A 20,598-nucleotide genomic window follows, 5' to 3' on the forward strand; every position below is an offset into this window, starting at 1 on the left:
TTATACTGTTTTCCAAATTGCTGCAAAAAACAGCATGAATAGCATAAATACTTCTGTCCCTTACATCGTTAGCAGTTCATTGGAGGAATTATATCATATATCCGATTATTCTGCCCTGTATTTTTATATTTTGTCGTGAATAATTAATAACGGTTGAAGTTGTCTTTTTTCGAGGGCAGCAGCTGCCGCAGGTACCATGAGTGTGAAATCGGAGATAAGTGAGTTTGGTTTTTTCAACGGATCGTCCTGTCCGAACGGGATAAAAAAGACGTTTTTCATATTGAGCAGTTTCATAAGATTCATTGCATTTAGACCAAGTGCATCGTTTGTTGAAATACCGATGAGCACTGGGCTTTCATTTCGTAGCGTGGCTTTGGCAGCCATTAAGACAGGTGAATCTGTTGCCGCATTAGCAAATCTACTCATAGAATTCCCAGTCATCGGTGCAATAATCATACAATCGACAGGCGTTTTAGGACCGAATGGCTCAGCTCCAACAATTGTAGCTATTACTTTTTCACCAGTTGCAGCTTCAATTCGTGCAATCCATTCTTCCCCTGTTCCGAAACGCGTTGCCGCTGTCAAAACAGAGTGAGTGATAACGGGTACAACGGTTGCTCCCGCGTCTTTTAGTGCATCAATAGTCGGTATGATTGCCTCATACGTACAATGTGACGCTGTAATCCCAAGGCCTATCCTCTTTCCCTTTAGCATCGTGTTCCCCTTTCATCTTCTATACATTCTCTCGAGCGCATCCGCCAAAGCGACTGCTGCATCTACAGGAAAGTGCTTTCCCGGTAATCCGAGGAGTACTGTATAGTATTCAGATGAAAGCTGAGCCTTTAGGCAGCCCGGGGCTGATGCAAGGTCATAAATGTGCAGACTAGGGTTCTGAGGTGCAGCAAGCCACTTTACGGGAATCGTATTGATTAAAATCCCTTTTTTCATTGACCAATCATCCGTTAATCGCTCAGTCTTATATCCGTGATAACAGGCTTCACCGAGCTGATCATTCGACCTGGCAACAACCGTCACAACTGCCCCCAAAGACGCCAATGCATGCGCTGTCGCCTTACCAACCTTGCCGAAACCCGCCACCGAGAAATGAGTCCCTGAGATGCATCGTTTTGTGCGTGCATAGTATTCATGGATAAATCCCTCGGCAGTCAGCTTCGCATTTTGCCAGATGAATGGCTCTTCTTGAAGATAACAATGGAGTGACAATCCTACCTCTCTTAAGGGCTTCAGCCACTCTTCAGACGCTTTTCCCGTATAGAGCTCCATTCCCTCATCTAGTAATGAGGGAGGGATTGGATCTTTCATTTGCACAATCGGGAAAACAATTTGCCTGGGCGAATAGTTCGTGATTTCTTCACCAAGTTCATCCGAATAATGATTGGTTCCAATGTGGTGAGTGGCAAATCCTCTTTCAAACATTATGTCGCTACAGGCCGCCAATCTGCTGTCCGTTCCAATGAAGAGCCAGTTATTATCTTTCATCGCTGGCCAACTCATCCATACTATGCGTTTTTCCAAATAAAATACGATCTTCTCCAATTAGGACAATTTCATGCCAAGGTATGAATTCATCCGAAGCTTCTTGACGGTTCTTGAATGAAAAACGACCGAACTTCTTCTTTATTTCAAATCCGATAATATCCCCTGTTCTTCCGTTAAAAATAAGGTCGGTATCCGCCAAGAAACCATAGCGGACCCCGTCCTCGACTTGAATAAGCTCTTTCTGAGCAAGTTCTGAAAGTAGCATCGTCATTCCCCTTTCCTTCGTCTCCATCCATCATATGAAATGAACACGGGAAAACTGACTAACGCTATAAAGTTAATCTTAAACAGTGGGGGGCTTTATCCCCCACTGTCTATTAGTTTAATCATTCGGGCTTTTACGAGCAGTTGCCCCCCACTTATTCTACTTGTGTCCTCGAAGACTTGGAGTGGGGGCTTACTGCCCGTTAATGCGGGAGCAATCAACTAGTAAATTCTTTTAGAACATCCTTTGGCGCAATGATGGATGTTGCCCGTTGCCCACTAAAGATGTCGTTAGCCATTCTATAAACCTGACTTAATTCGACATTGTCGATAAGAGCTACGACTTCATCAACTGATTTATGCTCCTCTAAAATGAGTTCATTTTTACCATTGCGGTGCATCCTTGCTTCTGAGCTTTCAAGACCTAGCAGGAAACCACCTTTTAACTGCTCTTTCGCATTAAGTAATTCGTTTTCTGTAACGCCTTCCGTCAATATCGACTGAATTACTTCATCAATTGTATCGGATAATTCCCTTAGATTCTCAGGGGAAGTTCCGCCGTATATCATGAATGCGCCCGTTGTTTTATACGCAGAGAAATAGGAATGAATTGAGTAGGCTAAACCACGTTCTTCACGGACTTCCTGAAATAGACGCGAAGACATCGAGCCACCTATTATACTATCCAATACAACCAACTCAGGGATTCGTTTATCGTCCACTGTAAGTCCTGTAAAACCAAGACAGATATGGGCTTGTTCAATGTCTTTTTCTTTTAGCGTACTACCACCGTGAAACTCAGGTAACGCTAGTGGTGTCGCCTGTTCAATTTCCTTTTCCTGTTTGAATGAACCAAATTGAACTTCGATTAGCTGTATTAATCGATCATCATAGTTGCCCGCCACGGAAATAACAATCTTGTCCGGCGTGTACTTGCGCCCCATGAAGTCATCGATCATTTTGCGGTCGAACGTTTTAATTGTCGAGTCATCACCAAGTACCGGTTTACCAATTGGTTGATCGGGATACATAACGCTCCACAACCGTTCATCTACATCGTCATCCGGTGCATCTTCGACCGCCGCAATTTCATCTAGGACAATCGACTTTTCTTTTGCTATTTCTGCTTCATCAAACGTCGAGTTGAAAAACATATCCGTTAAAATTGACAGCGCGCGAGGCGCCTGGTGTCCGAGTACTGTCGTGTAATAACAAGTCATCTCTTTCGATGTGAAGGCGTTAACGTCTCCCCCAATCCGGTCAAATTCCTCTGCTATCATGCGCGCACTTCGCGACGGTGTTCCTTTAAAGAGCATATGTTCAATGAAATGAGCGATTCCTGCTTCTGATTCCATCTCGTCTCCCGAGCCTGCACCAACCCATATCCCCAATGCTACCGAGCGTACATGCGGCATTTTTTCATGGACGATTCTGACGCCATTTCGGCATACATGTGTTTCTATCATTCCTCGAATCCCCCTTTTAAACTCTATTCTATTTTATTTATTATATTTGATAAAAGAAGAAAAAGCCCTCATCTTCACTTGAAGAGGGGCTTTCCATTCTAGTGCTGTATGTCGATTTAGCTTTTCGCTTTTTCAGCTGCTTCTTTTTCTTCAAGAATGACAGCTTTTCTAGACAGGTTAACGCGTCCTTGGTTATCAACTTCAGTTACTTTTACGAACATTTCATCGCCCATTTTCAAGACATCTTCAACGACTTTCGTCCGCTCTTCTGAAATTTCAGAAACGTGGAGAAGTCCATCTTTACCTGGGAATAGTTCAAGGAAAGCACCGAATTTCTCAATGCGTTTCACTTTCGCCATATAGTATTCGCCAACTTTCGCTTCGCGGACAATATTCTCAATCATCGCTTTCGCTTTGGCATTCATTTCATTATTTGGAGAAGAGATATAAATCGTACCATCTTGTTCCGTATCGATTTTAACACTCGTCTCTTCGATAATTTTGTTAATCACTTTTCCGCCAGGCCCAATTACGTCACGAATCTTGTCTGGATTGATTTTGATGACGATAATTTTCGGAGCATATTCAGAAAGCTGCTCACGCGGTCCTGAAATTGCTGTGATCATATGGTTTAAAATTTTCAAGCGACCTACTTTTGCTTGTGTCAATGCTTCTTCCAAGATTTCACGTGAAAGACCATCGATTTTAATATCCATTTGAAGCGCAGTAATTCCTTTTGAAGTTCCTGCTACTTTAAAGTCCATATCGCCAAGATGATCTTCCATCCCTTGGATATCGGAAAGGACTGAATAGTTGTCCCCTTTTTTCACAAGACCCATTGCGATACCAGCAACCGGAGCTTTAAGTGGAACACCTGCATCTAACATAGCCATTGTTGACGCACAGATTGATGCTTGTGAAGATGAACCATTCGACTCGAGCACTTCAGCTACAAGACGAATTGTGTACGGGAAATCAGTATCATTCGGGATAACTGCCGAAAGTGCGCGTTCCCCTAGTGCACCGTGCCCAATTTCACGACGGCCCGGTCCACGGATTGGACCTGTTTCACCGACACTGAAGTTCGGGAAGTTATAATGGTGCATGAAACGTTTTGTTTCTTCAAGACCAAGACCATCGATAATTTGTACTTCACCGAGTGCTCCAAGTGTACAAACACTAAGTGCTTGCGTTTGTCCGCGTGTAAAGAGACCCGAACCGTGTGTACGTGGCAAGATGCCTACTTCAGATGCAAGAGGACGAATTTCGTCAAGGCCACGGCCATCAGGGCGGATTTTTTCATCCGTAATCAAGCGACGGACTTCTTCTTTAACCATTTGATCCAAAACGCCTTTTACCTGTTTCATCGTCGCATCGTCCGCTTCGTTTTCTTTGTAGCGTTCGATTACTCCGTTTTTCACTGCATTGATAGCATCTTCACGCGCATGCTTCTCAACGGTTTGGATTGCATTAACAAGATCGGATTCACAGCTATTTTTAATATCGGACATGATTGTTTCATCCAAAGTGAATAGCGCAACTTCCGTTTTCGCTTTGCCGACTTCAGCAATAATTTTTTCTTGGAATTCAATCAGTTTAATGATTTCACCGTGTCCGAACATAATTGCTTCAAGAATGATATCTTCCGCAACTTCTTGTGCGCCTGCTTCAACCATGTTGATCGCATCTTTCGTACCAGCGACAACAAGGTCAAGCTCACTCTTCTCTAATTGTGCCGGTGTTGGGTTAACGATGAATTTCCCGTCGATTAGTCCAATTTGAATACCAGCAATCGGTCCTTCGAATGGAATGTCAGAAATCGACAATGCTAGTGAAGAACCGAGCATTGCTGCCATTTCAGATGAACAATCATGATCAACAGACATAACAAGTGAGATAACTTGTACATCATTACGGAATCCGTCTGCAAATAAAGGACGAATCGGACGGTCAATCAGACGGCTCGTTAACACAGCCTTATCAGATGGACGTCCTTCACGTTTAAGGAAGCCACCTGGAATTTTTCCAACTGCATACATACGCTCTTCATAGTTCACCGTAAGTGGGAAGAAATCTAACCCCCGTGAATTTTTTGAAGCCGTTGCTGTCGAAAGTACTGTTGTTTCCCCGTAGCGTACAAGTACTGCCCCGTTAGCCTGTTTAGCAAGTTGCCCCGTTTCAATTGTCAACGGTCGTCCTGCCCAATCAAGTGTATAAACTTTTTTCTCGGTCATAATTGAACCCCTCTCCATATCCCAGCCTCGACTGTATACGTGTATGTACTTAGTAGTAGTGTAAGTGATAGCGCTCAGTGAACACAAGTTTTTATCATCAATAACCGTCATCATGGCACATTTGTATAGTATACCACTTTAATGTAGTTTCTAATATAGAACGGGTGAAAATAGTGGTGTTATGAATTTTTTGTAGGAATTGAAACTCCGGTGTGGACAGATGATTATAAAACTGCAAATTAATGCGCTGTACCATTTACCGACACCATTCGTTCCTTTGGAATTGTGGCAGTAGCTGGAATAGTGATTAGAAAAGGCGACACCAAACATCCCCCAAAAGGATGTTAGACGTAAAGATTCCACTCGATACCGCTTCGGCTACCCCTGTAAGGCGCCTTCGCTAGTTTATATACAGTATTCGATACATCTAAGAGGTAGAGTCATGTGGCGGTCATAATAAGGCTCATGCCGGTCATAATCGGAGCCGTGGCGAGCATAACAGGTCCCATGCCGGTCATAACCGCACCCGTGGCGAGCATAACGAGCCCCATGGCGGTCATAACGAGAAAACACAACCAAAAAAAAACGCAAAAAAAAGCGGGCACAAGGCCCACTTTCTGTAGTCATCTTATTAACGGCGAAGGCCGAGTTTAGCAATAAGATCACGGTAACGCTGAACTTCATTGTCTCGTAAGTATCTCAAAAGTCTTTTACGAGTTCCGATCATTTTGTAAAGACCACGACGTGAGTGGTTGTCTTTCTTATGAAGACGGAAATGTTCTGTCAGGTTATTGATCTCTTCTGTAAGAACAGCGATTTGTACATCTGCTGATCCAGTATCAGTATCATGAATTTTGTATTCACTGATCAATTCATTTTTACGTTCTTGTGTGATAGCCATCTTCTTCACCTCCAATAGTAAGATATCCCCGGTTCCCGAGCAAGCGTTGGTGATTCGCGATGCCAAGGAATGGTTTGTGCACATTGGCACGTATTTATAGTACCATGCCTATTTTCGAAATGCAACAATCATTGGCATGCTTCTAAAATCTCTTGTGCGCTCTTTTTGTCTTTGGCGATTTGTTCGACAAGCAGATCGATAGAACCGAATTTTTGCTCATCGCGGATATGTCCAACCCAGTCTACAAATGCTTCTTTACCATAAAGATCTCCGTCAAAATCGAGGACATGCACCTCAACGACGGCCTGCCTATCACTTGGGTCATGGAACGTCGGTTTAATGCCAACATTGCACACACCTTCAAATGTTTGTCCATCTACAGTAAAACGCACTGCATAGACACCATTTGCGGGCAACACTGTGTTACTCTCCGGCATAACGTTGGCAGTTGGGAATCCGAGCAATCTTCCCCTCTTCTCGCCGTCAACGACTATGCCCACCGTCCGAAAAGGTCTGCCGAGAAGCAATTCCGTCTCTTCAACATTACCTTCAGACAAAAGCTTACGAATCCGTGTTGATGAAATCTTTTGCTCGTTATCAGTCACTTTTTTGATAACAGTTGTACCGAATGCTCCGCCCGACAAAGCAGCCATCTGTTCCATGGTGCCTGCACCCTTCGAACCGAATGTGAAGTCAAATCCTGCAGTGACATGCAAAACATGTAGTTCCTTCAAGAATATATCGACGAATTGCTTAGGCGAAAGCGAAGCAAGTGCCCAGTCAAACGTTACGATGAACAAAGCATCGACACCCATAGCACTAAGTAGCCTATTTTTTTCCTTATACTGCGTAATATAACCTACCTTATTTTCACCATCACCAAATAGATGAGAGGGATGCGGATCAAATGTCATAACAGCCGAACGGATACCAAGTTCATCGGCCTTTCTTTTCGCTTCGTTAATCACCGTCTGATGACCTTTATGCAAGCCGTCAAAGAAACCGATTGCAAGGGAATAATGCGAGTCGTTGTCAATCGTAATTGTTCCTGGATAATGCAATTTGTAGATGTCCACTGTAATCGCCCCCTTACCTGTTCAACGGAAACATCTTTTCAGGCTTCATGAGACCAAGCTTGGTAGGATGCTTCCTGTATACCGCAAGTGCCTTGCCTTCATTCATAAATACGATTGCCTCTTCACTTTCGAGCAGTGGATGCTCAGGCAACACTTGTCCATTTTCTACTTTCTCAAGAAGCTCTTCAGTGACTTTAATGGCAGCAAAATCACTTAGTGCATCTTCAAGCGGACGAAGTATCGTGGCGATTTCCCCTTCTTCCTGAAGTGCCCTTACTTCATCCAACGTACGGCAATCGGTCTGCACGTACGTTCCTGACGATGTACGGACGAGTGCCGCCATATGCGCCGGGAAACCCAGTAGCTCCCCTATTTGGACAGCAAGCGTGCGGATGTACGTTCCTTTGCCGCAAGCAACTCGGATTCGGAATGAAACTGTTTCACCTTCATACCATTGTACAGGATCCAACAATTCGATTTCATGAATGAACACTTTCCGTTCAGGCCTTTCAACTTCAATCCCTTTTCGAGCGTATTCATATAACTTTCTACCATTCACTTTTACAGCAGAATACATCGGTGGAATTTGGACAATTTCGCCTGTCAATTTAGCGAGAACTGCTTCAATTTCCGTTCGAGTAATCTGTTTTGGTGATAAATCCGAAGCTACAACTGCTCCATCCGCATCTTCCGTTTCAGTCGCAGTCCCAATGGACACAACTGCTATATACTCCTTGCCGGAATCTGTTACATATTCAGCGACCTTCGTTGCCTGCCCTATACAAATAGGCAATACGCCCTCTACACTTGGGTCAAGTGTACCGGTATGTCCCACTTTTTTCGTACCGAGAATCTTCCGCAATTTAAATACACAATCATGCGAAGTCATTCCTTTTTCCTTCCACAAAGGAAGTATTCCATTCATACACGCCACCGCCTTCACAATTGTCGCTATATGTAAAAAGAAGAAGCCGGAAAGTCCTTGTGGACACCGACTTCCTCCTTTCTTCACTCATTTATTCTTTGACTTCTTCTTCGTTTTTCACCTGTTTAAGAAGTGATTCGATCCGAGTTCCGTATGCAACGGAACTATCGAATTCGAACTTAATTTCGGGTGTTATTCGAAGCCTGATCCGCTTGCCAATTTCAGTACGAATATATCCTTTCGCCTGATTCAGCCCTCTCAGCGTATCTTTCTTTTCCGATTCTTTTCCAAGAACAGAAATGTAAATTGTGGCATGCTGAAGATCACCAGTCACCTCGACATCGGTTACTGTAACAAAACCGATACGTGGATCTTTAATTTTTTGACCGATGATTTCACCAAGCTCTTTTTTCATCTGCTCTGCAACACGATTAGCGCGCATTGTCATGGATGGTCACCCCAATCCCGTTTTAATAATAGTCGAGCGTCAGATTGGACAATTCCCACTCTGGATTTGACTCCAAAAGTCGGATCGCCCGCCTAACTTCACGCTCAGCTGCATCTTTTGATGAGGCAACAGCAACAAGAGCGATTGTTGTCCGTTGCCACAGATCCTGATGATCTAGTTCTGAGATGGAGACATTATAGTCATTTTTGACTCTGTCCGTCATCCGTTTTAAAACAGACCGCTTCTCTTTCAATGAAGCCGCCTCCGGAATGAAGAATGAACATTCCGCGTAGACAATCATACTCGTTTAATTTCTTCCATGATGAAGGCTTCGATAACGTCGTCTACATGTATATCATCAAAGTTTTTGATTGTAATTCCACATTCATAACCTTTTGCTACTTCTTTTGCATCGTCTTTAAAGCGTTTCAATGTATCTATTTCGCCTTCGAAGATGACGATGTTGTCGCGAACGATACGAACGCTTGAATCACGCGTAATTTTACCGCTTGTTACATAGCTTCCCGCAATCGTTCCGATTTTAGACACTTTAATTGTTTCGCGTACTTCAACTTGTCCGATAACTTTTTCTTCGTATTCCGGATCAAGCATACCTTTCATTGCCAATTCGATTTCTTCAATCACTTTATAGATGACACGGTGTTGTCTGATTTCAACGCCTTCTTCTTCCGCCGCGCGTTTCGCGTTGACGTCCGGACGAACGTTGAATCCAATAACAATAGCATTTGATGCGGCAGCAAGTGAAATATCGGATTCATTAATCGCACCAGCACCCGTGTGGATGATTTTAACGTTGACGCCCTCAACTTCAATTTTCATAAGTGAAGATGCCATCGCTTCAACCGTACCTTGTACGTCTGCTTTTACGATTAAGTTCAATTCTTTGATTTCGCCTTGTTTCATATGATCAAACAAGTTATCAAGTGTTACACGTGTTTTCTCAACGCGTTGATCTTGCAGCGCTTCACCGGCTCTAGTTTCCCCGATTTGGCGTGCTGTTTTCTCATCTTCAAAGACAACAAAACGATCTCCGGCTTGTGGTACATCGCTTAACCCTGTAATTTCAATCGGTGTAGATGGGCCAGCTTCTTTCACGCGGCGTCCAATGTCGCTTACCATTGCACGTACACGACCATAAGTGTTACCAACTACGATTGGATCACCTACACGAAGCGTTCCGTCTTGAACAAGAAGCGTCGCAACAGCACCGCGGCCTTTATCAAGAGAAGCTTCAATGACACTTCCGCGTGCGCGGATGTTCGGATCAGCTTTCAGTTCAGCGACCTCAGCGACAAGAAGAACCATTTCAATTAACTGGTCAATTCCTTCGCCTTTTAATGCTGAGATTGGTACGAAAATTGCATCTCCGCCCCATGCTTCAGCAACAAGTCCTTGGTCTGTTAATTCTTGCATAACACGATCTGGATTTGCAGAAGGCTTATCCATTTTATTCACTGCAACGATAATCGGAACATCAGCCGCTTTTGCATGGTTGATGGCTTCGATTGTTTGTGGCATAACACCATCATCCGCTGCAACAACAAGAATCGTAATATCAGTCACTTTCGCACCGCGTGCACGCATCGTTGTAAACGCCGCGTGACCTGGTGTATCAAGGAATGTTATTTTCTTGCCTTTTTCTTCGATTTGGTAAGCACCAATATGCTGAGTGATACCGCCCGCTTCGCCTTGTGTAACTTTCGTATTACGAATCGAGTCTAGAAGTGTCGTTTTACCGTGGTCAACATGCCCCATGATTGTAACGACAGGAGGACGTTCAATTGAAGCAATAGCTGTTTCTTCATGCTCCTCAAAGTACGTTTCAAGATCAGTTACGTCGATACGAATTTCTTCTTCTACTTCAACTTCATAATCTGCGCAGATGAGTTCAATCGCATCTTTGTCCAATTCTTGGTTGATTGTAGCCATGATACCAAGCATGAAGAGTTTTTTGATGATTCCAGACGGTTCACGGCCTAGTTTGTTTGCTAGTTCAGCAACTGACAGTGATTCGTAAAAAGTAATTTTTTCCGGTAACGGTTTTTCCACTTTTGGAATCGGGTTCGCTGGACGATATCTTCTGCGTCCTTGGTTTATACCGCGTGCCGGTGGACGTCCACCGCGACCGCCACCTGGACGACCTCCTGGACCTCCGCCACTAGGACGACCGCCTTGTCCGCTTGGTGCACCTTGTGCTGGACGGTTGCCACCTGTTGTTGAACCTTGTGCTGGGCGATTGCCGCCTGTTGAACCTTGTGCTGGGCGATTGCCGCCTGTTGATCCTTGTGCAGGACGGTTGCCGCCTGTTGATCCTTGTGCAGGACGATTGCTGCCTGTTGAACTTTGTGCCGGGCGATTGCCGCCTGTTGAACTTTGTGCAGGACGATTGCCGCCTGTTGATCCTTGTGCTGGGCGATTGCCACCTGTTGATCCTTGTGCCGGGCGATTGCCGCCTGTTGATCCTTGTGATGGGCGATTGCCGCCTGTTGATCCTTGCGCTGGGCGATTGCCGCCTGTCGAACCTTGTGATGGGCGATTGCCGCCTGTTGAGCCTTGTGATGAATTTGGAGCCATTTTTTGTTCAGCACCCTTCGTTTCTACTTTTGGCGCACTTTGTTTAGTGACATTGCCACTGAATTTAGTATTCAGTTTTGTAATCGAATCAGTATCCAATGTTGACATATGATTTGTAACACTTACATTTATCTTTCCAAGCTCATCAATAACTTCTTTACTCGTCCGATTCACTTGTTTCGCGTATTCGTGTACCCGTATTTTCGTCATTAGTCCACCCCCGGTTATATTCGTTGAGCAGCCCGGACACTTTTTTAGCAAAACCATTGTCCGTTAGCGCAAGTACGACCCGCGACTCTTTTCCTACTGCATGTCCAAGCTCTTCTCGATTCCCAAAAACATGCTTCTCAACGTTGTAAAACGTACTTTTATCAGTTAATTTTTTCATCGTATTTTTAGAGGCGTCCTCTGAAATAATCACAAGACGCGCTTTGCCGGCACGAATCTCCCGAACAACCAAATCTTCACCCATAATAAGCATTCTTGCCCGCGCCGCCATGCCAAGCATTTGATAAATCTTTTTCGGATCTGTCATTTTAATGCCTCCCGGCGGATCGCGTGGAGAAGATCCTCGAATACCTGTTCAGGTACGGCCGTCCCGAGTTGACTTTCAATCGATCTGTTACGGCGCGCGGATTCAACTGCTTCTTCGGATTTTGACACATATGTCCCTCGGCCTGACTTCTTGCCAGTGAGATCAACTGAAACTTCCCCTTCTTTCGGGCGAACAATGCGTATCATTTCCTTTTTAGGGAACATATTGCCTGTCGCCGCACATTTACGCAGAGGAATTTTTTTCATGTTTGTCATGTGTATTCATCCTTCCTCTCAGTCTTCGTTTTCCGTATCCGTATACAGATCAATTGCTTCAGTTCCAACATCTTCTGTCACTTCATCTTCAACGAAGTATGGATCGCTTTCGTTAGCGTCTTCATCCAAATTGACTTGTTCTATGATTAACGCACTAGTAGCTGACGGATAAATTCCAAGTTCACGTGCATCCGTTTCACTCTTAATGTCGATTTTCCATCCCGTCATCTTGGCAGCAAGTCTAGCGTTCTGACCACGTTTCCCGATAGCAAGTGACAATTGATAGTCTGGTACTACAACCGTTGTTGAACGGTCTTCTTCATTTACCTGAACGTCAATTACTTTTGACGGACTTAGTGCATTTGCTACAAATATAGCTGGATCCTCTGACCATTCGACGATATCGATTTTCTCGCCATTCAGTTCATTTGATATCGATTGAACGCGGGCACCTCTTGCACCTACACATGAACCGACCGGATCGACTGCATCATTATTCGTATGAACTGAAATTTTAGAACGATCTCCGGCTTCTCGTGCAATCGACTTGATTTCAACGATGCCTTCAAAGATTTCAGGAACCTCAACTTCAAACAACCTGCGGAGAAGTCCAGGATGTGTTCTAGAAACAAACACTTGCGGACCACGTGATGTACGTTCAACTTTTGTAATATATACTTTGATACGATCATGGGGTTTATACGTTTCTGTCGGAATCTGTTCTCCTACTGGTAAAACCGCTTCCACTTTTCCAAGACCGACATACAAGTTTCGTGCGTCAAGACGTTCAACAATACCGTTGACGATATCATCTTCCCTGTCGACGTACTCTTCATAGATGATGCCACGTTCCGCTTCCCTCACACGCTGCGTAACAACTTGCTTCGCGGTTTGTGCTGCAACACGACCAAAATCGCGTGGCGTCACTTCTTCTTCAACAACATCCTCAAGTTCATAAGATGGATTGATTTTATGTGCATCTTCAAGACTAATTTGTAGACGCTCATCTTCGACTTCTTCGACAACGTCTTTTCTTGAATACACTTTCATCGTTCCTTTATCAAGGTTCAAATCAACGCGCACGTTTTGTGCCTGATTAAAATTGCGTTTATATGCGGTAACAAGTGCCGCTTCGATTGCTTCTACTAATACGTCCCTGGAAATACCTTTTTGTTTTTCTAGGGCTGTCAATGCATCGAGTAGATCACTACTCATGTTAATCACTCCTACTATTCAATTATGCGGAAAAGTCGATTGCCAAACGGGCAAGTGCAATTTTATCCTGGTCGATTACAACCGTTAATTTTCTCGTCTTAATGCGCATTTCAACTTCTGCGCCCTCGGGACCATATGCCAACAAATAACCTTCGAACTCTTTCATATCATTAATGGCTTCGTACGTTTTAATGAATACGAACTGTCCAATTGCTTTTTGAAAATCTTCTTCCTTCTTCAACGGACGCTCTGCACCTGGTGAAGACACTTCAAGAAAATAGTTTTGCGGAATTGGATCAGTACGGTCAAGCTCTTCACTTAACTTTTCACTAACTTGAGAGCACTGATCAATATCGATGCTTCCGTTAGGTGTATCAATATAGACCCGTAAAAACCAATCTCTTCCTTCTTTAACGAACTCTACATCGACAAGTTCCAATTCTAGTTCCTCTACAATTGGGCTGGCGATTTTTGCGACTTCTTCCGTAATATTACTCATCTTACCCCTCCCGAAATATTAATCAAATACGCCTCGGCGTATTTGCGTCCAGATTTTGTATCGTGCTTGCACGATAAACTACACTACAAAATCTGTGACATCCGCCGGAGGCTTTAACCAACTTCAGTATGCGTTTGGACACAGCACTGAAATTGGTTAAAAAACAGTACAGAACAACAGAAAAGAGCGGGAAATCCCACTCTTTTTGCGCAAGACTATTACAAAAGTTGTTCCCATCATACCATACGATATTTGCTGGTGCAAACAAACCGAACAAGAAGCGTTTGGTTTGTTTGTATAATTCCCTCTCACTTTGCGGGGATTATACAATAGATGCCCAACAATACCCTTTATTGCAAATGAAAAAACGTAGTGCAAATACTAGAAGAGGGACAACTGATTCGCTTCAGGCATGCCTTCCAAACAACCTAAGGCGTCCAAATACTCGACAATTGTCTTCGAAACACGGCCGCGCTGCTGTAAATCTTCTTTCGAAAGAAACTCTCCATCTTTCCTTGCTTCAACAATTGAATTCGCAACGTTCGTCCCAAGAGACGGAACTGAATTAAATGGCGGAATTAGTATATTGCCTTCAATTAGGAATGTTGTGGCGTCAGATTTATACAAATCCGGTCTTGCCAATGAAATACCGCGTTCCCACATTTCCAGTGCAATTTCAAGTACGGTGAGCAAACTCTTCTCTTTCGGCGTTGCATCTAGCCCTTTTGCATTAATTTCTTTAACTTGTGCCCGTATCGACGCCGATCCCTTCGTCATGGTCAGTAGATCAAAGTCAGTTGCCCGTATTGTGAAGTATGTTGCATAGTACAAAATTGGGTGATGCACTTTGAAGTATGCGATGCGCAGCGCCATCAATACATAGGCAGCCGCATGCGCTTTCGGGAACATGTACTTTATCTTTTTACATGATTCGATATACCAGTTAGGCACGCTTTGAGCTTTCATTTCCGCTTCAAACTCCGGTGTCAATCCACGGCCTTTACGGACAAATTCCATAATCTGAAAAGCCATTGATGGATCTAATCCTTGATAGATTAAATACACCATAATATCATCACGACAACCGATAACATCTTTCAGTTCGCATGTTTTGTTCTGGATCAATTCCTGTGCATTGCCGAGCCAAACGTCCGTACCATGAGATAATCCCGAAATTTGAATCAGTTCCGAAAACGTCGATGGCTTCGTCTCTTCAAGCATCTGCCGAACAAACCTTGTCCCAAACTCAGGTACACCGAGCGTCCCCGTCTTACACCCTATTTGCTCCGGAGTGACGCCTAGTGAAGATGTACCGCTGAATAATTCCATGACGCCTTTATCATCCGGTGGAATCGTCAGTGGATCAATTCCGGATAAATCCTGCAACATTTTAATCATCGTCGGATCATCATGACCGAGAATATCGAGTTTCAGCAAGTTATTGTCAATGGAATGGAAGTCGAAATGAGTCGTCTTCCAGCTCGAATTCAAATCATTCGCCGGAAACTGAATGGGTGTAAAATCGAATATATCCATATCATCGGGAACAACAATTATTCCGCCGGGATGCTGCCCTGTATTCCGTTTAACGCCAGAACACCCTTGTACAAGGCGATCAATTTCAGCGCCGCGGAAGTTCAAATTATTATCATTCATATAGCCGCGTACATAGCCATAAGCCGTCTTCTCAGCGACTGTTCCGATTGTCCCCGCACGGTAAACAAAATCTTCACCGAACAGTTCCTTGGTATAATTATGGGCATGCGCTTGATAATCGCCGCTAAAGTTAAGGTCAATATCTGGCACTTTATCCCCATTAAATCCAAGGAAAGTTTCAAATGGGATATCCTGACCGTCTTTTTTGAACGGCGTTTCACATATTGGGCACATTTTGTCAGGTAGATCGTAGCCAGAGCTGACAGATCCATCATCGAAAAACTCGGATTTCTTACAGGTCGGACAAATGTAATGTGGCGGCATCGGATTGACTTCTGTGATTTCCATCATTGTAGCGACAAGCGACGAACCGACAGACCCCCGAGACCCAACCAAATACCCCTCATCCAGCGATTTCTTCACAAGCTTGTGTGAGATAAGGTAGATAACTGCAAAGCCGTGACCAATAATTGATTTTAATTCTTTTTCAATGCGCGCTTCGATGTTTTCCGGCAATTGCTCACCATAAATTCCGTGTGCCATCGAATACGTCAATTCGCGCACATCTTCGTCCGCCCCTTCGATTGTAGGGGTATAAAGATCATCCTTGATTGGTTTTACGTTCCCGATTCTAGCTAAAATTGCATGCGGGTTGTCAATGACAATTTCCTCAGCAACTTCTTGACCGAGAAACGCAAATTCCTCCAGCATTTCATCCGTCGTTCGGAATTGAACTGCCGGTAGGGAATGCCTGTTCATCGGATTGGCTCCACCTTGTGATCGGACAAGTACTTGGCGGAATACCGCATCCGTTTCATCAATGTAATGGACATTTCCTGTTGCACAAACCGGTAGACCAACCTTTTTACCAAGCTTGATCAGTTTGCGCATAATGTCTTCCATATTCCACTCATCGCGAATCAATTCAAGTTCAAGCAGATGCGAATAAACCGGTTTTGGATGTACCTCCAGGTAATCGTAAAACTTCGCAATCTCCTCTACTTCTTCGATAGGTTTCTGCATAAGCCCTTCGAACACTTCACCTTTATCACAACCAGAGCCGACAAGCAGCCCTTTGCGGTATTTAACAAGCAATGAACGTGGTATCCGCGGAATACGGTAAAAATAATTCATATGTGAGTAAGAAACGAGTTTGAACAGGTTTTTCAATCCTTCATCATCAACCGCTAAAAGCGTACAATGCGATGGCCGAGACCGTTTGTAGACGTCACCTTCACCTATATGGCGATTAAAGTCATCCAAGTATTCGATACCTTTGCCTTCCGCATCTTTCAACAAACGGAGGAACAGATGTGCAGTCGCTTCGGTATCATAGATCGCTCGGTGAGCCTGAGTCAGTTCGATTCCGAACTTTTTAGCTAGCGTACCTAGCCGGTGATTCCCCATTTCTGGGTACAAGAAGCGTGCTAGTTCGAGCGTATCGATAACTGGGTAGGCCGCGGCTTCCAAGTCTGCCTTTTTACATGCTTGATAAAAGAAACCCATATCGAACTTCGCATTATGGGCTACAAGAATCGAATCGCCTATAAACTCTATAAAGTCCTTCGTGACATCCTCAATTTCCGGTGCATTTTTCACCATATCATCGGTAATTCCCGTCAGCCTGGTCGTTGTAGAAGATAATGGGTGATGCGGATTTGAGAACCTTTCGAACGTCTCTATAATCTCACCATTCTTCACCCTAACTGCAGCTAGCTCGATGATTCTGTCATACACCGCTGAAAGTCCTGTCGTCTCAACGTCAAATACAACAAATGAATCGTCTTCAAGTTTTCTATGCTGTTCTTCAAAAACGATAGGTACTCCGTCATCCACCAAATTTGCCTCTAGGCCAAAAATGACTTTCACACCATGTTTTTTCCCTGCGTTATAGGCCTCCGGAAATGATTGAACGTTCGCGTGATCTGTAATTGCGATAGCGGGGTGTCCCCATTTCGCTGCTTGTTCCACAAGTGCAGATGCTGATACAACGGCATCCATCTGACTCATCGTCGTGTGCGCATGCAATTCAATCCGTTTTCGATCCTTCGGCGCCTTGTCTTGCCTGATAATAGGCGACACTTCCATAACGTCTTGCGCCATCATAATAAGATCACGTACGAACGTATCGTTTTGAATTCCACCGCGAGCACGAATCCATGCCCCTTTTTTCAACGTCTTCATCATTTCTGCATCTTCGTTATCACGCGAGAACATTTTCACAAGAATCGAATCCGTGTAATCCGTCACTTTAATCGTCAACAGTGAGCGTCCACTACGAAGTTCCCGAACATCCGTGTCAAATACATAGCCTTCTATCGTCACGCGACGTTCCTCGTCTTGGATATTCTGAATTTCAAGCATTGGCTCATCAGGTTTGATTGGCGTTCCGAGACGAAATGGCCCAGATACATTGCCATTTTCTTTCTTGGACGTTTCCCTTGTTTTCAAATCATCAAGCGCTTTTTGACCGAGTGCTTCTTCTTCCGCTAGCCGTTGTGCCATAAACGCTTCACGGGCAGCTTCGGCTCCGCTATCTTCCTCTGTCAATTTGAAATCGACGACAGGCCGCGGAAAACCAAATGATGTATAGACATCCGCGATGAGTTCTGCATATTTGCCTTTCATCATTTGAAGTTCCAAATCACTTGTACAAGAAAGCGTCATTTTTCCACCGGTCATGACCGGTTTTTGCCCAATAAGACGCTCTCTGATTGGCGGAGACATATCCCTCAACTCTTCGATGATAAACGGCCAATAATCCGTTAGTAATTGCCCATCTACTTCCTGATTTTTGGATGTAATATGAAGCTTCACCGTTGCAATGGCCGCAAATGTTTTATTCACACGCTGTGAAAATACTGTATAGACATTTGCAGGTAACGGCTTTTCGAGCGTTAAATTAAATTGCCACACTCTCGATTTCCGGTGAATGTTCACGCGGTTAAGTTCCGCATGTTCAAAGTGAATGGCATATTGATCATCTGTCATTTCGATTTGCTGCAGCAAGATATATAATTTATTTATAGCGTCCATAAGCCTCTCCTATCCCTCATTATTAAGAAATGCACAAGGCGCCACAAGAGGAGTAAGGCAGTCTAAAGTCGCCGCATCCTGCTGGCCTTGGCTACAGGAGGGATGTAGTTCAATCCCTCCCAACTGCATGACCTACATCCTGTAGGCCTCCGAGCGGTTGGCGCCTGGAGCTAGACACTGTTCTAGTACAAAAAACGTATTCTTTCTTAGTCTTTCGAACAAAAAGGGAAGTACCGACGCGCGGCCTTCCCTTCTCGATAGTTATTCAGCTATGAAAAACGCTTGTAACTTTTCAGTTAGTTCTTCTTTTTGCCATTCAGCAGTTTCTCCGGTTTGTCTAAATTTAATTTCGACAATTCCTTCTGAAGCTCTTTTTCCGACTGTAATTCGAACTGGCAAGCCAATTAAATCCGAATCGGCGAATTTAACACCTGCCCGTTCAGGACGATCATCATAGAGAACATCGTATCTATAAGATTTTAGAACACTATATAATTCGTCAGCCAATTCTTTTTGACTTTCATCTTTAAGATTAACAGCAATAAGATGGATATCAAATGGCGCAATCTTCTTCGGCCATTTCAAGCCGTACTCATCATTGTACTGTTCTGCAACAGCTGCAAGTATACGGGAAACCCCAATGCCATAACAGCCCATGATATATGGTTTCGATCTACCGTTTTCATCTAGGAAAGTTCCACCCATTGGCTCGCTATATGTCGTGCCTAATTTGAATACATGTCCAAGTTCAATTCCTCTAGCAAACTTAATCGTACCGTTGCCATCCGGAGATGCATCTCCTTCGAGGATGAAACGAAGATCTTCATAGCGATCCACAGCAAAATCACGTTCTGGATTGACATTCGTCAAATGGAAACCATCTTCGTTCGCTCCGCATACACCATTTACGATTGATGCGATTGAGTGATCTGCAATCACTTTGAGATCAAGAGGAAGTTTAAGAGGCCCAATGGAACCTACCCCACAAGAAAGAAGTTCAGTAACATCACCTTCAGCAGCGAATTCAACTTCTGATGCACCCAGTACATTTTTCAGCTTAATATCATTGATTTCATGATCACCACGACAAAGAACTGCAATTAGCTCATCATCTGCCTTGAAGATAAGTGTCTTAATAAGACGAGTTTCATCAACATTAAGGAATGAAGCGACTTCGCTGATTGTTTTTTGATCAGGCGTTGCAACTTTCTCCACTTCCTGTAACGGTTCATCAAGTTTTTCATAGTTCACATTCACTTCGGCCATTTCAATATTAGCAGCATATGACGAAGAGTCACTATATGCGATTGTGTCTTCACCAATATCAGATAGCGCCATGAATTCATGCGTATCTGTACCACCGATTGAGCCACCATCTGCCAGAACCGCACGGAAATCAAGTCCAAGCCTTGTAAAGATGTTCGAATAGGCTTGCATCATTTCCTGGTATTTCTCATCAAGGCTTTCTTCCGTCGCGTGGAAGGAATACGCATCTTTCATGATGAATTCGCGTCCTCGAAGAAGTCCGAAACGTGGACGCTGTTCATCCCTGAACTTCGTCTGGATTTGGAACATTGTCAGTGGTAACTTCTTATACGATTTTACTTCATCGCGGACAAGAGAAGTAATTACTTCTTCATGAGTCGCACCGAGAGCAAATTCCCTTTTATGCCGATCAGTCATTCTGAATAGTTCAGGACCATATGAGTACCATCTTCCGGTTTCCTGCCATAGTTCCGCTTGTTGCATAGCAGGCATAAATACTTCTACCGCTTCGATTGCTTCCATTTCTTCACGGATAATTGTCTCGACTTTTTGAAGTACTTTCTTTCCTAAAGGTAGGAATGAATAAATTCCGCTTGTGTTTTGTCGGATAAAACCTGCACGCAAAAGCAATTGATGTGATTTTACATCGGCATCAGAAGGCACTTCACGCATCGTAGGTATGAATGTTCGCGATTGTTTCATCTATG

General features: G+C 43.9%; 17 protein-coding genes. All 17 read right to left on the reverse strand.

The genetic code is table 11. The annotated features are described in order from the left end of the window. Positions 1–123: 123 nt before the first annotated feature. Entirely contained in the window at positions 124–714 is a 591-nt protein-coding gene (locus I2484_RS00310; protein WP_186671198.1) for a dipicolinate synthase subunit B, read from the reverse strand. Between the two features lie 12 nt (positions 715–726). Next, a complete protein-coding gene (locus tag I2484_RS00315) occupies positions 727–1,500 on the reverse strand; it encodes a dipicolinate synthase (RefSeq protein WP_207149036.1) in 774 nt (257 codons plus the stop codon). Further along, positions 1,490–1,765: a YlmC/YmxH family sporulation protein gene (locus I2484_RS00320; protein ID WP_207149037.1), complete on the reverse strand. Its 276-nt coding sequence runs from the start codon at positions 1,763–1,765 to the stop codon at positions 1,490–1,492. Before I2484_RS00320 ends, I2484_RS00315 begins: the two co-directional genes overlap by 11 nt. A 217-nt stretch (positions 1,766–1,982) precedes the next feature. Continuing rightward, the gene (locus I2484_RS00325) at positions 1,983–3,230 is read right to left on the reverse strand and encodes a M16 family metallopeptidase (protein ID WP_207149038.1); all 1,248 of its coding nucleotides are present in this window, start codon (positions 3,228–3,230) and stop codon (positions 1,983–1,985) included. A 116-nt stretch (positions 3,231–3,346) separates the two neighbouring features. Continuing rightward, on the reverse strand, positions 3,347–5,464 hold the full coding sequence (gene pnp, locus I2484_RS00330; protein ID WP_207149039.1) for a polyribonucleotide nucleotidyltransferase: 2,118 nt from the start codon (positions 5,462–5,464) through the stop codon (positions 3,347–3,349). 631 nt (positions 5,465–6,095) lie between these two features. After that, positions 6,096–6,365 (reverse strand): 30S ribosomal protein S15, encoded by a 270-nt coding sequence (rpsO, locus tag I2484_RS00335; protein WP_067211137.1) that lies wholly within the window; start codon positions 6,363–6,365, stop codon positions 6,096–6,098. 128 nt (positions 6,366–6,493) lie between these two features. Further along, positions 6,494–7,441, reverse strand: coding sequence for a bifunctional riboflavin kinase/FAD synthetase (locus I2484_RS00340; RefSeq protein ID WP_207149040.1), 948 nt, complete (start codon positions 7,439–7,441; stop codon positions 6,494–6,496). 13 nt (positions 7,442–7,454) lie between these two features. After that, on the reverse strand, positions 7,455–8,366 hold the full coding sequence (gene truB, locus I2484_RS00345) for a tRNA pseudouridine(55) synthase TruB (protein WP_207149041.1): 912 nt from the start codon (positions 8,364–8,366) through the stop codon (positions 7,455–7,457). Between the two features lie 91 nt (positions 8,367–8,457). After that, complete coding sequence (rbfA, locus tag I2484_RS00350; protein WP_186671205.1) at positions 8,458–8,814, reverse strand: 30S ribosome-binding factor RbfA; 357 nt, start codon at positions 8,812–8,814, stop codon at positions 8,458–8,460. A gap of 22 nt (positions 8,815–8,836) precedes the next feature. Then, positions 8,837–9,115 carry a DUF503 domain-containing protein gene (locus I2484_RS00355; protein ID WP_067211147.1) on the reverse strand — a complete coding sequence of 93 codons (279 nt, stop codon included), beginning with the start codon at positions 9,113–9,115 and terminating at the stop codon, positions 8,837–8,839. Continuing rightward, complete coding sequence (gene infB / locus I2484_RS00360) at positions 9,112–11,619, reverse strand: translation initiation factor IF-2 (protein WP_207149042.1); 2,508 nt, start codon at positions 11,617–11,619, stop codon at positions 9,112–9,114. Before infB ends, I2484_RS00355 begins: the two co-directional genes overlap by 4 nt. Then, positions 11,567–11,944: a YlxQ family RNA-binding protein gene (locus I2484_RS00365; protein WP_186671207.1), complete on the reverse strand. Its 378-nt coding sequence runs from the start codon at positions 11,942–11,944 to the stop codon at positions 11,567–11,569. The genes infB and I2484_RS00365 overlap by 53 nt, the downstream gene beginning before the upstream one ends. Beyond that, positions 11,941–12,219 carry an RNase P modulator RnpM gene (gene rnpM / locus I2484_RS00370; RefSeq protein ID WP_067211155.1) on the reverse strand — a complete coding sequence of 93 codons (279 nt, stop codon included), beginning with the start codon at positions 12,217–12,219 and terminating at the stop codon, positions 11,941–11,943. The genes I2484_RS00365 and rnpM overlap by 4 nt, the downstream gene beginning before the upstream one ends. 18 nt (positions 12,220–12,237) lie before the next feature. Continuing rightward, on the reverse strand, positions 12,238–13,434 hold the full coding sequence (nusA, locus tag I2484_RS00375) for a transcription termination factor NusA (RefSeq protein WP_207149043.1): 1,197 nt from the start codon (positions 13,432–13,434) through the stop codon (positions 12,238–12,240). 22 nt (positions 13,435–13,456) lie between these two features. Beyond that, entirely contained in the window at positions 13,457–13,933 is a 477-nt protein-coding gene (rimP, locus tag I2484_RS00380; RefSeq protein ID WP_207149044.1) for a ribosome maturation factor RimP, read from the reverse strand. A 381-nt stretch (positions 13,934–14,314) separates the two neighbouring features. Next, complete coding sequence (locus tag I2484_RS00385; RefSeq protein ID WP_207149045.1) at positions 14,315–18,625, reverse strand: PolC-type DNA polymerase III; 4,311 nt, start codon at positions 18,623–18,625, stop codon at positions 14,315–14,317. Positions 18,626–18,886: 261 nt separating this feature from the next. Continuing rightward, positions 18,887–20,593, reverse strand: a complete 1,707-nt coding sequence (locus tag I2484_RS00390) for a proline--tRNA ligase (protein ID WP_207149046.1) — start codon at positions 20,591–20,593, stop codon at positions 18,887–18,889. Positions 20,594–20,598 lie beyond the last annotated feature (5 nt).

The organism is Sporosarcina sp. E16_8 (assembly GCF_017347095.1).
Taxonomy (GTDB): domain Bacteria; phylum Bacillota; class Bacilli; order Bacillales_A; family Planococcaceae; genus Sporosarcina.

Excerpts from the sequence above, each read along its gene's own strand:
- infB (WP_207149042.1), bottom strand. The coding sequence starts at position 11,619 with ATGACGAAAATACGGGTACACGAATACGCGAAACAAGTGAATCGGACG.
- rpsO (WP_067211137.1), bottom strand. The coding sequence starts at position 6,365 with ATGGCTATCACACAAGAACGTAAAAATGAATTGATCAGTGAATACAAA.
- rimP (WP_207149044.1), bottom strand. The coding sequence starts at position 13,933 with ATGAGTAATATTACGGAAGAAGTCGCAAAAATCGCCAGCCCAATTGTA.
- I2484_RS00325 (WP_207149038.1), bottom strand. The coding sequence starts at position 3,230 with ATGATAGAAACACATGTATGCCGAAATGGCGTCAGAATCGTCCATGAA.
- I2484_RS00390 (WP_207149046.1), bottom strand. The coding sequence starts at position 20,593 with ATGAAACAATCGCGAACATTCATACCTACGATGCGTGAAGTGCCTTCT.
- I2484_RS00320 (WP_207149037.1), bottom strand. The coding sequence starts at position 1,765 with ATGCTACTTTCAGAACTTGCTCAGAAAGAGCTTATTCAAGTCGAGGAC.
- pnp (WP_207149039.1), bottom strand. The coding sequence starts at position 5,464 with ATGACCGAGAAAAAAGTTTATACACTTGATTGGGCAGGACGACCGTTG.
- I2484_RS00385 (WP_207149045.1), bottom strand. The coding sequence starts at position 18,625 with ATGGACGCTATAAATAAATTATATATCTTGCTGCAGCAAATCGAAATG.
- rnpM (WP_067211155.1), bottom strand. The coding sequence starts at position 12,219 with ATGACAAACATGAAAAAAATTCCTCTGCGTAAATGTGCGGCGACAGGC.
- rbfA (WP_186671205.1), bottom strand. The coding sequence starts at position 8,814 with ATGACAATGCGCGCTAATCGTGTTGCAGAGCAGATGAAAAAAGAGCTT.
- I2484_RS00310 (WP_186671198.1), bottom strand. The coding sequence starts at position 714 with ATGCTAAAGGGAAAGAGGATAGGCCTTGGGATTACAGCGTCACATTGT.
- I2484_RS00365 (WP_186671207.1), bottom strand. The coding sequence starts at position 11,944 with ATGACAGATCCGAAAAAGATTTATCAAATGCTTGGCATGGCGGCGCGG.
- I2484_RS00315 (WP_207149036.1), bottom strand. The coding sequence starts at position 1,500 with ATGAAAGATAATAACTGGCTCTTCATTGGAACGGACAGCAGATTGGCG.
- truB (WP_207149041.1), bottom strand. The coding sequence starts at position 8,366 with ATGAATGGAATACTTCCTTTGTGGAAGGAAAAAGGAATGACTTCGCAT.
- I2484_RS00355 (WP_067211147.1), bottom strand. The coding sequence starts at position 9,115 with ATGATTGTCTACGCGGAATGTTCATTCTTCATTCCGGAGGCGGCTTCA.
- nusA (WP_207149043.1), bottom strand. The coding sequence starts at position 13,434 with ATGAGTAGTGATCTACTCGATGCATTGACAGCCCTAGAAAAACAAAAA.